At 75.5% G+C, this 12461-nt stretch carries 9 protein-coding genes; 3 read left to right on the top strand and 6 right to left on the bottom strand.

The genetic code is table 11. The features are described from left to right. The 3 genes from BCD48_RS37055 to BCD48_RS37045 all read right to left on the bottom strand — a co-directional run. The coding region (locus BCD48_RS37055; protein WP_131804177.1) for a winged helix-turn-helix domain-containing protein at positions 1-3602 on the bottom strand (3602 nt) is incomplete at its 3' end. Positions 3603-3817: 215 nt separating this feature from the next. After that, a complete protein-coding gene (locus tag BCD48_RS37050) occupies positions 3818-4117 on the bottom strand; it encodes a DUF4193 family protein (RefSeq protein ID WP_071053069.1) in 300 nt (99 codons plus the stop codon). A 599-nt stretch (positions 4118-4716) separates the two neighbouring features. Beyond that, complete coding sequence (locus BCD48_RS37045) at positions 4717-5127, bottom strand: GroES family chaperonin (RefSeq protein WP_397428717.1); 411 nt, start codon at positions 5125-5127, stop codon at positions 4717-4719. Positions 5128-5404: 277 nt separating this feature from the next. Between BCD48_RS37045 and BCD48_RS37040 the strand changes: the two genes are divergently transcribed. Both BCD48_RS37040 and BCD48_RS37035 read left to right on the top strand, forming a co-directional pair. After that, positions 5405-6073: a hypothetical protein gene (locus BCD48_RS37040; RefSeq protein WP_071053067.1), complete on the top strand. Its 669-nt coding sequence runs from the start codon at positions 5405-5407 to the stop codon at positions 6071-6073. 222 nt (positions 6074-6295) lie between these two features. Next, entirely contained in the window at positions 6296-8263 is a 1968-nt protein-coding gene (locus BCD48_RS37035) for a hypothetical protein (protein ID WP_131804176.1), read from the top strand. A gap of 217 nt (positions 8264-8480) precedes the next feature. Here BCD48_RS37035 and BCD48_RS37030 read toward each other — a convergent pair whose 3' ends face one another. Continuing rightward, on the bottom strand, positions 8481-8975 hold the full coding sequence (locus BCD48_RS37030) for a glutathione peroxidase (protein WP_071053065.1): 495 nt from the start codon (positions 8973-8975) through the stop codon (positions 8481-8483). 486 nt (positions 8976-9461) lie between these two features. On the opposite strand from BCD48_RS37030, the gene BCD48_RS37025 reads away from it, so the two are divergent. Next, on the top strand, positions 9462-10856 hold the full coding sequence (locus tag BCD48_RS37025) for a lysylphosphatidylglycerol synthase transmembrane domain-containing protein (RefSeq protein WP_083419774.1): 1395 nt from the start codon (positions 9462-9464) through the stop codon (positions 10854-10856). Between the two features lie 135 nt (positions 10857-10991). Here the strand turns inward: BCD48_RS37025 and BCD48_RS37020 are convergent, their stop codons facing one another. After that, positions 10992-11759 carry a histidine phosphatase family protein gene (locus BCD48_RS37020; RefSeq protein ID WP_071053064.1) on the bottom strand — a complete coding sequence of 256 codons (768 nt, stop codon included), beginning with the start codon at positions 11757-11759 and terminating at the stop codon, positions 10992-10994. Positions 11760-11778: 19 nt separating this feature from the next. Continuing rightward, positions 11779-12144 carry a DUF3618 domain-containing protein gene (locus tag BCD48_RS37015; RefSeq protein ID WP_071053063.1) on the bottom strand — a complete coding sequence of 122 codons (366 nt, stop codon included), beginning with the start codon at positions 12142-12144 and terminating at the stop codon, positions 11779-11781. Between the last annotated feature and the right edge of the window lie 317 nt (positions 12145-12461).

Raw genomic sequence — 12461 nt, 5'->3', positions numbered from 1 at the left:
GAACGGCCGGGCTCCACGCCGCTGGCGCCGGGCCTCCCCCCGCCACGCGCGGTGGCCTCGGGCAGACGCGGCGACGCGGGCGCGCCACCGCCGCTGCCGCTGGCGACGCCCGGCGCCCGGCGAGCGGCGGGCACCGCTACCGAGCGCGGGCGGCCCGCGGGCTGCGCGCGCCCGGCGGCCACCACCGGTTCCGCCGGCCGGCGCCGCGGCTCGCGGGCGAGCCCCGCCCGCAGCGCGGCGACCAGTTCGGGCGCCGCGTCCGACAGGCCCGGGTGCGCCTCGGTCAACGCTACGACCTCGGGGCCCAGCTCGAGAAGGGGGCGCACCAGCGGCTCGTCCTGGGCGAGCGCGAACGCTCGCGCGAGCAGGCCGCCGGCCTGCGCCCCGTCTCCACGGCGGGCCGCCGCGAGCGCGCTGACGGCGCAGGCCCCGACCACACTCGCGACGCCCCCGCCGTCGGCGCGCAGCAGCGGGGCGACCGTGAGCGCCGCGGCCGCGGCGTCGCCCTGGGCCAGCTGGGCACGGCCCCTGGCGAGCCGCGCGGCCGAGCCGTCCCGCCGCCCAGCCGCCTCGTCGCGCTCCAGCAGCCGCAGTGCCGCGTCCGGGTTGCCGCCGGCCACCAGCAGGTCGGCCTGCGCGGCCTCGCGCAGCGCCAGCAGCAACGCCGGCCCCTCGCGGGTCGGGACCGCGCCCAGCGCGCGCCGGGCCGCCCGCAGGTCGTCGGCTCCACGCCGACCCAGGTGAAGCCACGCGCGCAGAACGTTCGCCAGATCCGGCAGCTGGCCAGCCTGGCCAGGGCCGGCGGCGCGAGCGGCCTGGTCCACCCAGGCAAGCCCGCGCTCGGCGTCTCCCCGGTAGCCGGCGACGACCGCGAGCGCCAGCAGAGCCTCGACGGCCCCGACCGGCGCGGGCGAGCCCGCGAGCCAGGCCACCTGCCCCAGGTCGCGCCAGCCGGGGTCGCGCTCCTCGTGGCCTCGCGCGTCCAGGCCGCCCGGCTCCCGCGCGCGCGGCGGCGGGGCCCACTCGCCGGCGTCGCGCGCGGCTCGGGCAACCGCGGACGGCTCGGGCGGGGACGGCGCAGGCGAGGACGAACTGGACGAAGGCGGCGGGGATGTGGGCACAGGCACGGCGCTCGGCTCACCCGGCTCGGTGCCTCCCGGGGCCGCGCGGCCCTCCGGTCCCGTCTGGTCCTCGCGGGCGGTCCACGCCGGCCGGGACGGGCCGACGGCCCACCAGTCGTCTCCGCGAGACGAACCTGACGCGCTCGGCGCGACGCCGAGTGACCCACCCATGGCCGCGAGTGCAGCGGCGGCGGTCTCCTCCGCCAGGCGCAGCCGCCCACGCAGCGCGGATCCGAGGGCGAGAGCGCCTAGGCAGCTCGCCGTGGCGCCACCCAGCCGGGTCCGGCGTGCCTCGGCGAGTGCCGTGCGCAGCGCGTCTTCGGCAGTCTCGAGCCGGCCGCGCCACAGCTCGGCGCGGCCGCGAGAACACAGGGCGAGCGGGCGCAGCCCGTCGGGCAGGCCGTCGGCCGGCCCGGGCGGCGGCGCTGGCCTCGTCCGCAGCGCCCGGCGCGCCGCGGCCATCATGGCGTCGACGTCGCCGGCCAGCTCCGCGCGGCGCAGCTCCACGGCCTCGATCGCCATCAGCAACGACCGCCGCACCGCGCCGGCCGCGCCGTCGCCCGCCCGCTCGTGGCCGGGTCGCCCCGCCCAGGCCGCGGCCGCGGGGACAGCCGCCGGGCCCGCGCTCGCCCCTGCCCGCGCCCGGTCCAGGTGCTCACCGGCCACCACGACGTCCCCCGTGAGCACCCGGGCAAGCGCGGCGACCGTCGCACACTCGGGGCCAAGCGCGGCGGCCCGGTCCGGGTAACCGGTCACCAGCGCGGCCAGCTCCGGCAGGTCGCCCTGCAGGATGAGCGGCACCGTGCCGCGAGCGACCAGGCAGGCGAGGTAGCGCCAGTCGCCGGCGCGCCGCGCGTGCCGGGCCGCGTCGACGAGCCGGCGGTTCGCCGCGTACCAGAGCGCGGCACGCAGGTTGAGCTCGGCCTCATCCTCGGTCGGGTCCCTGCGCAGCGCCTCTCGCAGCATGCCGCGCAGCAGCTGGTGGTAACGGAACCACGGTGCCGCCGCGGCGAGATCCGTGGACTCGGCCGGCTCGGCCATCTCGGTGTCGGGCGTGGGCGGGAGCGTCAGCTGCGTCGCGAGGATGTCACCGGCGGCGAGCTCGGCGAGCAGCCGGTCCCCACCGCCGCGCTCCGCGACGACCGCCTCCGCCAGCGGGCCGCACACCTGGTCGAGCACGCTGGTGCGCAGCAGCAGCGGGCGCACCGGCGCGGGCAGGGCGGCGAGCGCCTCAGCTCGCAGATACTCCGCGACAGGCGCGAACGCTCCGGATGGCAGCGCTGGATATGCCAGCCTGCCCTGCCCACCGTCCGCCGTGTGCGCGCCGCCGTGATCTCCTGCCTCCGTGGGGCCGGGCGCGTCACCCACTGGCCCAGCCCCGGCCGCCCGGAAGCCGGCCGCGTAGCCGGCCGGACCCGGCCTCGACGCCAGGCCCGCGGCGGCCAGCCGGAGCCCCGCGGCCCAGCCTTCGGTGACGGACAGCAGGGCGGTGCCGGCGGCGGCCGGTGCGCGCAGCGCAGCGAGCAGCCGGGCGGTCTCCTCGGAGTCGAACGCGAGCAGGTCGGGACCGATCTCGGTGAGCTGGCCCGCCGCTCGTGCTCGATGGGTGGCGACCGGTATCCGGCGGCCGCACAGCACCAGCCGCGCGCCCGTCAGTTCACCGGCGAGCAGGTGCAGGCCGGCGATGTCGGCCTCGTCGCGGACCAGCCCGAGATCGTCGATGATCAGGACCAACGGTGCTGGGCGCCCGCGCGACAGGACATCGGCCAGGTCGCGGCAGAAGCGGTCCGCCGAGGCACCCGGCGGTGGCGGGCACAGCTCGCTGAGCCCCTCGTCCAGAGCGGTCTCGGGATGGCTCGCCAGCGCGACGAGCAGGTGCTCCCACAACGATGGTCTGGCGGCGGGCGGCCAGGGACGGCCGGCGGGCTCCGGCCAGCTGGCACGGGACGTGGCCGGCCGCGCGAGGCCCCGTTCCCGCTCGGCGTGTCCCGGCAGGTGCGCCGCACCGCTGGGCGAGCCGGTGGCGGGCGCCGTGTCGACGGGCATGACGTGAGTGGGAAGGAGGTCGCCGGCCGCGGCCTCGCCAGGAGGGGCACCTCCCGAGGCGGTGTCCACCGAGGCCGCCGGGTCCGGCCGAGTCCCCCACGCGGGGCTGGCGGCCGGGTCGACACGCAACCAGACGATCGGAAGCGTGTCCCGGCGCGCGAGGTACCAGGAGGCGACCAGCGTCGTCTTGCCGCTGCCCGCCGGGCCGCGCACGACGGTCAGCGCCCGCCCGGCGCCCTGGTCGAGGATCTCCCACAGCCGCGGGCGGGGCACGAATGGCACCGGCAGCGCGGGCGGGGAGAGCTGGCCGCGCAGCGGCGGCGGGCCGCCGCCGGCCGCGTCACCACCACCGTGGCCGGCGCGGGCCGCGATGCCGGTCCGGACGTGCTCCGCGCCGGCGGACCTCACGCCCGCGCCCTTCCCATCGCCCGGCACGCCATCACCCCCAGCTCCCACCGTACGGTAGCTGGAGTTTCACTCTCTGTCGCGAGCACGTGTCGCCGACGGACACCTTCCTCTACCGGCTGGCCAGGCTGGAAGGTGCGCGGCCACGACGCTGCCACGACAAGGCCACGCGGAGCCGGAGGCCTGTCAGGCGGCACCGGCCAGAGGCCGCGCCGCTATCGCGAACCCGCGAGGCCGCGGGTCGATCAGGCCGCGCAGTCCGAGCAGACCGTACGGCGAGCGTCCGCCAGCTGGCTGCGGTGGTGTATGAGGAAGCAGCTCGTGCAGGTGAACTCGTCGGCCTGCCGCGGCAGCACGCGCAGGGCGAGCTCCTCATCGCGCACCTCGGCGTCAGGCAGATCCAGTTCAGTCTCCAGGGCGTCCACGTCGTCGCCCAGGTCGGCCGCGGCGCCAACGCGCTGCGCCTTCAACGCCTCCAGGCTCTGCTCCTGAAGATCATCATCGTCCGCGTCGGCACCACGCCTGGCGTCGAAGTCGCGAGCCATGCCTCTCCTTCCCTCCAGTCCAAGGGGTCGGCCTTCCACTGACTTCCGGGTACCGGCGAGGCGGGCCGACCCGTCCCCTCCTCGCCAGCCGTCATGCCGGCCGGCGGGCGGTCTATCCGCCCCGCCCGCCGGCACCGTCGCCCTCCCACTCAGGCGCCCCCGCGGCCAGGCCCGACGGCCCGGGCTCGCGGGTTCCCGCCGTCCACGACAGGCCTCGATACCCACCAGGCCTCGTATCTGAACGGGATCGGTTGGTCACAATACGCAATGCCATCGGCGCGGGAGCGTCCCGGCGCCGCATGTCCACATTTCCCCGTGCCTGTACCGCCCGAGCGAGACCGGCGAGGCCGTTCTCGCCAGCCGTGACCGGCGACGGCGGGCCTCGGGCCGCCGTCGCCCGCCTCGATCATCAAAGCCGGTGCGAAGGATACGGGACGGGCCCGCCGCGGGCCAATTCCGCGGTGGTCCTATCGGTGTCTTTCCGGCCACATCGTGGACGCCCAGCGACCTGTCGGCGAGGTCGGCGATCTGGAGAGAGCTGTAGATATCGGCCTGAAGGCAGCGGCCGGGCCTGGAGCCGGGCCTAGAGGGACCCGGGCCTAGAGATAGAGGCCGGTAAGACCGTCATCCAGGCGCTCGGCGGCCACGGCGTGGATGTCGCGCTCGCGCATGAGCACATAGGTCGAGCCGTGGAGCTCGACCTCGGCGCGGTCCTCGGGGTCGAAGAGCACGCGGTCACCGATCTGGATGGTGCGCACGGCCGTCCCGACGGCGACGACATCAGCCCAGGACAGACGCTTACCCATCTGCGCGGTCGCTGGGATGACGATGCCAGCCTTCGACCGCCGGTCGACCGAGTCCTCCCGCGGCTCAACAAGAACACGATCATGTAGCAGTCTGATCGGCAGCGAACCGGCGCGCATGTCGACGCCGGCCATGCCGCCGATGCCGTTTACACCGCCGGAAAGACTCGTCACCCGCGCGACATTACCCCTAGCGGGCCCTTCCATCCGCCGTCCCCTATGACCCACATCTCCTCGCGCTCCCAGGAAGCGCCGCCACAGGCGGTACACACCCCCTGAACGGGGCGCTGAAGCTCCCCGGATGAGGAACACCTACCCAACGCGGTATAAGCTGCCGCCCATCACCCGGAGTTGGACACTTCCACATCGGGGCGCGGGCAAGCACCCGCGGGCGACGGGCCTGCTAGGCGGCCCGGCGCGGGCGGGCGGTCGCGCGAACAGGCGGCCCGTCGGCATGACGACTGCTCACGGGACGGGGCACAGCATGGCACTGCGGATCAGTGTGGACCTGGACGGCCTGCGCTGGGCAGATCTGTTCCGGTTCGTCGACCTTGCCCGCAACGGCGGCATCGGCCCGGACGACCAGGTCGACGTGATCACCTACGGCAGCGACCCGATGTCGGTCAGCCTGTCGGCGCGGATCTTCCCGCAGACCGACGGTTTCCTGTCGCCGGAGCAGGACGCGGGCGCGGGCGCCGACGCGCTGCGCTCCGCGCCGCTGTCGATCAGCCCCGCGCCCTCGAGCAACGGCTCCTCCCCGTTTGGCTATGACGGCGGCACGGAGCGGGCCCCTTCGCAGGGCGGCGGCGCGCACTACCCGTCGTTCGACGGCGCGCCCGAGCGGCCGAGTACTCCGCCGCCGACCGGTATGCCGAACTACCCGGCCTACGAGGCGCCGGCAGACCGCGGCGCGCCCTCCGGCCAGGGCGGTGGCCACTACCCGTCCTTCGACGGCGGCCAGCCGGACCGGCTGCCCGGCGGCGGCCCGTACGCCGGGTTCGAGCCGGCATTCGACCGCGGCCAGCCCGGCAAGGAGATGCCAGGCGCGCCGAACCCGGCGGACAGCCCGTACATCGAGGAGTTCGCCCGCCTGCAGGAGGGCCTCATGCGGCAGGTGCGCCGCGGCGACGAGGTCCGGCCCGAGCGCGCGTGAGACGACGGTCCCGTCATGCGGGCCCCGGCCGCGGCCGCGCAGGGGAACACCCGCGGGATGCCTCACGGGGCTCGCCGCCCGGCGTCCGGCATGGATGACAATGCCCGGCATCGGTAGGCGAGAGCGCCGCGCCGCCGCCTGGTGCGCCGGCGCGGTGGCTCATGATCCCTGCCCGGGTTCGCGGGGTGCCGCTCGCGCGGCGCTCCGCTCGATGGTGCATGCTTGACAATGATGGAGGATCAGGACGTTTCCGACGTCGAGCGCTACTTCGGTCGGCTGTGCTCGGAACTTGACATGATCAAGAGCGGTCCGGTGCTCGCCGGGCCACGCACGATCGAGCACATCCGGTCCCTGCTCGCGCTCATCGACCTCCACCAGCCAAACGAGTTCGAGGTCTGCCTCGGCTGCGATCGCCTCTGGCCATGCGCATCCGTCCTCGCCGTGACGGGCCTGCCCCCCGAGCTGCGCGCGGTCGACCAGGAGGTCGCCGCCCCCCGCCCGCTTCCCGACACGACGCGGCGCTCCCGCCCCGCCGCCACCACCGGCGCGTTCGCCACCACAGGCGCGTTCGCGACCACCGGTGCGCAGCCACAGTCCGGGGCGCACTTCGCCGCCCCGGCGGGGATCGAGGCACACCCCCAGCCGGCCACGCGCGGCGCCGCGCCGATTCCGGTGCCGGCCGCCCAGCAGAGCTCCCACACCGCAAACCTCCCAGCAGACCTCCCAGCAGACCTCCCAGATTGGCTTCGCCAATCCGGCAGGGACCCCGGGCTTCGCCAGCCTGGCAGGAACCCTGGCGCAGATCCGGCGGGAACCTCTGGAGGGCAGCCCGTCGTGGCGCCCGATGGCCGCCTCATGCCGGGAACGTTGCCCGAGCCTCCCGCGCCCCGCCCCGTCGGCGCCCCGTCGTCGGCGACCGAAGGCCGGGGCGTCCTGATCCCGGCGGCCTCCCGGCACACTCCGTCACCGGCGTCCCCACCGCCCACCACGCCACCACCGCCGTCCTCACCCCCGCCGTCAGCGCCGCCGCCGATCACCGCGCGGCCAGGCGGCCCCGACCGCGGCGCGCCCGCTCCCGCACCGACAGGGCCGATGCCGCACATCCCGCCGCCGGGCGAGAGCTATCCGGCGTTCCCGCCGCCGGAGGCAGCGGCCAGTGCCAACCCGGCGTTCCCCCCGCCAGGGACGACGGCCGCTGGTCTCAGCTTCCGACCGCCCGGAATGACCGGCGCGCATCCGATCCTGCCTCCCCCGGGGATGACTGGCGCCGTACCGGTCTTCCCGCCACCCCCCACTGACGAGGCGCCGTTCCAGCCAGGCCGCGACGGGAGCACCGGCGCGCAGCCGCGCTACGAGCCGCCGGTCGCCCAGCCACGGCAGCCGTCAGCCGGCATGCCCCCGGCGCGGCTCCAGCCGCCAGGTCAGCCTGCCGGCGGGCAGCTGCCCGCCGGGCCGAACCGCCCCTCCCCGCGGCCCACGGGATACCAGACCAGCACGCCGCCGCCGCTCCACCAGCAGGGCGGGCACCTGCCCCCCGGTATCCCGTCGCCGCCGAGCACGCCACCCCCACCTCCGGGTACCAGCCTGCCCGGGCTGTCCGCGCCGCCTGGCGCGCCCGGCCAGCCGAGGGTCCCCGGCCAGTCGATGGCGCCGAGCCAGTCCGGGCCACGACCCGCCACCCGGCCCGGGTACCCGGGAAGTGCGTCGGCCGGCCCAGGCGCCCCCGGCGGCGCGTGGCCTCACCAGGACGCGCCCGGCCAGCCCGGCCAAGGCCGGGGGGAGCGGCTCACGCCATACCCGCCCCGTCCTGAGCAGGGGCGGCCGGACCCCCCTTACCCCACCGACCCGCAGGGCCGGCCCGCCAGGCCAGGTGGCCCGCCCGGTCCGGTGCCATCCGCTCAGCCAGGCGGCGGAGCCGGCTCGTTCGGGGGTGTCGGCGCCGCGGGCGGCCTGCCGGGATCGATCGATCCGCGGCTGCGCCCGCAGGCCGGGCCGCCCCGCGGCCAGAGCCGCTCGATCTCGGCGCCGCCCCCACCGCACCGGTCGATCCACACCGACAGCGTGGACCCGGTCACCGGCCGCCCGAACGACCCGACGGCCCGCCGCCTCGGGCCACCCGTACCCGACGACATCACCCCGGAGTGGATGTCGCGGCGCGACCCGATCCTCGACGGCATTGACGTCATCTAGGCGGCGGCCACCCGGTGCCGGGGCCTCGAGGCCCCGGCACCGGGTGCAACCGCCGAGACCCGCCCGGCGGTCGGACCGCTCAGTGCTTCTGGAGACAGGCGCCTCCGGAGGCGCGAACGAAGAGCATTTTCGCACCTCCTTCGGCCCTCTAGGGCTTCTGGAGACAGGGGCCTCCGGAGGCGCGAACGAAGAGCATTTTCGCACCTCCTTCGGCCCTCTAGGCGGCCAGCGCCTTCTCGAGGGTGGCCCGCAGCTCCGGGTCGGCCGGTTCGACGCCCGGGCGGAACCTGGCGAGCACCGTCCCGTCGGGACCGACCACGAACTTCTCGAAGTTCCACGCGATGTCGCCCGCGTTGCCCTCGGCGTCAGCGGTCTGGGTCAGCACGTCGTAGACGGGGTGGCGTCCCGGGCCGTTCACCTCGATCTTCGAGGCCAGCGGGAAGGTCACCCCGTAGGTCGCCGAGCAGAACTGAGCGATCTCCTCGGAGGTGCCGGGCTCCTGGCCCATGAACTGGTTGCACGGGAAGCCGAGCACGGTGAACCCCCGCTCAGCCAGTTCCTCGTGCAGCGCCTCAAGCCCGGCGTACTGAGGTGTAAGTCCGCAGCGGCTGGCAACGTTGACCACGAGCGCGACACGGCCGTCGGCGAGCGCACCGAACGTGGTGTCCTCGCCACCAAGAGTACTTACCGTCAGGTCGAGTAGTTCAGCCATGGCTGGCTCCTTCCATCAGAGCCCACACTGCCGTGGCGGCCCCGCCACCGAAAGCCTCCCCGGCCCCGGGGGCTAATGTCACAGTAGGTCATGACCGCCTGGCATCGTCCGATGCCGTTCACACCGACACTTCTCCCGTCCGACCACGGTCGGACACCCGCCAAGAGGGCGATCGGTCGCATAGCGCACCCACAATGACGCTGCATCGACCAAGGTGACCGGCAATTCGGACACGCCAGTGCTCGCCGACGAGGGCGAACCCGCGCGGCCGGGGTTCCTGCTGGATCGACGGACGGGGTCCCTGCCGGATCGGCGAAGCCGATCTGGGAGGTCGTGATTCAGCAGGTCCGGGACAGGAATAGCCGAGCGCGCACGGCCGTGCGCACAATGAGACGGGCGGAGCTGGCCGGAACCGGATAGTAACCGGACCGTCTCCGCCTACCGTTATCTGGCCGAGGGGAGCCCGTCATCGAGACTCCGGCGCTGATGGCAGAGGGACAGACCGGGGAGACGGCGCGTCCCGCGCCACCGGCGGGACCGCCAGCCGCCAGCCGTGGACCGCGCGAGGACGCGGGCCGTTCGGCCAGGCGGTCACGCGGCGCGCGCGGCGCCCGGCCGGCGCGCGCGGCGTTCTCCGGCCAGCTCACCGTCCGCCTGCTCCCCCGGCAGCCCGCATTCGCGGCGCCCGCCGGGCCGGCCGCCATCCCGGTGTTCCACGGCTCCCCGGCGATACCGATGCTCGCCGGCGCGCCTGCCCGGCCGGTCCTGGCGATCGCGGGCGCGTTGGGCAGCCCCGCGGTGGCCGGGGCGGGCGCGGGTGGCACGGCGACGCTACCGATGCCCCGGCGGCTCACCGCGCCGAAGAGCGCGCGGGCGCGCGTCCTGGATGCGTGCGACGTCGATCTCTCGGCACGGCTGCGGCCCGCGCTGCGGATGCCGCGGCGGCGCACGCTGATCCTCGGCGTGATCCTCGGCGTGCCGCTGGCGCTGCTCGCCTTCCGGTTCCGAGCCGACGTCGAGAAGCAGCTGGCCGATGTGCCGACGCCCAACTGGCCCTGGCTCCTGCTGTGCGGGTTCGGGGCGGTGCTCTACTACGTCACGAACGGCGTCGCGCTGCGGGCTGGCAGCGGACTGCCACTGGGCGTTCGGGTGTCGACCGCGGTCCAGTGCGCCGCGGCCGCGGCGAACCGGATCATCCCGGCCGGGCTCGGCGCGATCGCCGTCAACCTGCGTTTCCTGGAACGCCGCGGGCTCGCCCGCTCGGCGGGCCTCGCCACGATCGCGTCGCTCCGGGTGGTCTGCGGCCTGGTGCACCTGGCCGCGCTCGCGCTCGTCGCGGTGCTGCTGGGCGACTCGCGCATCACCGGCTCGCTGACCGGGCCCCTGCGCGACACGCTCGCCAGCATCGGGATAGGGCCGACATGCATCGCCGTCGCGGCGGTCCTCTCGGCGCTGGGACTGGTGCTCACCCGCCGCGGGGTGCGCGACCGGCTGCGCGCACCGGCCGCGACGTTCCTCGCGCATGTGCGGGCACTGGCCCACTCCCCCGGCAGGACCGCCGTGCTGACCACCTCGCTCGCGGGCACGAAGGTCGCGCAGGTGATCGCGCTCACCGCCAGCGAGCGGGCGTTCGGCGGCCAGGTCTCCGTGCTCTCGGTGGCCGCGGTCTACCTGGTCGGCTCGGCGGTCGCCGGCGCGGCGCCGACGGCCGGCAATGTCGGCGCGATCGAGCCGGCACTCGCCATCGGCCTCACCGCGGCCGGCGGCCCGGCCGCCGCGATGGTGGCCGCCGTGCTGGTCTACCGGCTGATCGGCTACTGGCTGCCGGTGATTCCCGGCATCATCGCGCTGACCGCGCTACGGCGACGGGGAGACCTGTAAGGCCGCGGCCGGTTGATGACCCCACCGGTCGGCTCTCACGGCCCGGCCGCCCGCGGTCGACCGGCGGGCGCGAGCCTCGGCCGCCGTGGCGGCCGAGGCCGTCCTCGGGCCCGGTTCCGTCTCGCCGCCGGCGGCTCAGATCGCGGTGGCCTGTACCCGGCCAGCGGGCTCGGCCGAGGCGGCGCCGGGGCCGGCCGCGGCGACCGGCTGGTCGGGCGTCGGGCGCAGGTTCAGCCCACCGAGCACCCTGGTCTCCCGCTCGTGCGCGAGGACGGAGATACTCGCCGGTTCCAGCAGGAACGACGCGCCGCGCGCCGGTTCCAGACCCAACCAGCGCGCGATCAGCATCCGCGAGAAGTGGCCGTGGCCGACGAGCGCGACGTCGCCGTCGCGCAACAGCGGCAGAACGCGGTCCAGCACGGCGTCGGCGCGCGCCGCCACGGCCTCGGCGCTCTCGCCGCCTGGCACTCGGCCGCTCCAGATCGTCCAGCCCGGCTGATCCTCGCGGATCTGGGGCGTGGTCAGGCCCTCCAGATCGCCATAGTCCCATTCGGCGAGCTCCGGCCAGACCTCCCGGGCCGCGACGCGCGGATCGGGAGGGCCTTGTCCGTCCGCCTCGCCCGCACCCGTCGTGCCGGTCGCCAGGGGAGCCCCAGGGGACGGGGACCGCAGACCGGCGAGGTCCGCGGTGCGGCCCGCGCGCATGCGCGGGCTGGTGGCGACCAGGACGAAGCGATGGTCGCGCAGTGCGCCGCGCAGCGATGCCGCCCGCCGTTCGCCCTCCCGGGTGAGGGCGATATCGGTTCGCCCAGTGTGCCGGCCGGATCGGCTCCACTCGGTCTCGCCATGGCGGATCAGCACAATGCGGCCGGGTGGCACGTGGCCGTGGAAGTTCGGGCTCATCGGGGCTGCCTGCCCGGCCTCAGCCGCGGCGATGCCTGCGGCGCCGCGTGGTGCGCACCACGAGCAGCGTGGTCGCGCCGACCGCGAGCGCCACCCGGCCCCACCGCACCGTGCGCCCACCCGGTGACTGCCCCGGGACTCCCGGCCCGCCGGAGGCGGCCGGCAGCGCCGCGGGCGGCGCGGGGCCGTCGGCGGCGAGCTCGAGCGGCTCCCCGCCGTGGCCGGCCCGGGCCCGCAACTCGGCCACCTTTGCCCGTACCTGCTCGCTCGCACGCTCGGCGACGCGGCGAGGGCTGACGATGTCAGCGATCGCGTCGATGGTCTCCGCCAGCTCCGCGCGAGTCTCGTCGATCTGGCGCTGAATGATCGCTGGGTCCTGCGGCACCGATCTGACCTCTCGTCTCCCACGGCCGACGGCCACGGGCACGGCGACCGGTGCCCGCCCCGACGGCCGCCGCGACCGGTGGTTCATCGCGAACCCGCCCGTCAAGGTCATGCTCATCGGCTACCGGTTCCCACAGCCCGTGGCCTACCGTCGGTCAACGGCCGACGGGTCCACTGCCCAGAGTGCCAGACCCGCCGGCACCTGACGAGCCGAAACATCTTCTAGTGATCCTGGGGACAACGGCCGCCGGGTGTGCGAAGGAAGATCATTTTCGCACACCCTTTGGCCCTCTAGTGATCCTGGGGACAACGGCCGCC

The sequence above is a fragment of the Pseudofrankia coriaricola genome, from assembly GCF_001854805.1.
GTDB lineage: Bacteria > Actinomycetota > Actinomycetes > Frankiales > Frankiaceae > Pseudofrankia.
This window is presented reverse-complemented; position numbering and strand designations above follow the sequence as displayed.

What these genes read in the sequence shown, in the direction of transcription:
- BCD48_RS37030 (WP_071053065.1), bottom strand. Translation starts at nt 8,975, where the DNA reads ATGGCTGAACTACTCGACCTGACGGTAAGTACTCTTGGTGGCGAGGAC.
- BCD48_RS37045 (WP_397428717.1), bottom strand. Translation starts at nt 5,127, where the DNA reads ATGGAAGGGCCCGCTAGGGGTAATGTCGCGCGGGTGACGAGTCTTTCC.
- BCD48_RS37040 (WP_071053067.1), top strand. Translation starts at nt 5,405, where the DNA reads ATGGCACTGCGGATCAGTGTGGACCTGGACGGCCTGCGCTGGGCAGAT.
- BCD48_RS37025 (WP_083419774.1), top strand. Translation starts at nt 9,462, where the DNA reads ATGGCAGAGGGACAGACCGGGGAGACGGCGCGTCCCGCGCCACCGGCG.
- BCD48_RS37050 (WP_071053069.1), bottom strand. Translation starts at nt 4,117, where the DNA reads ATGGCTCGCGACTTCGACGCCAGGCGTGGTGCCGACGCGGACGATGAT.
- BCD48_RS37020 (WP_071053064.1), bottom strand. Translation starts at nt 11,759, where the DNA reads ATGAGCCCGAACTTCCACGGCCACGTGCCACCCGGCCGCATTGTGCTG.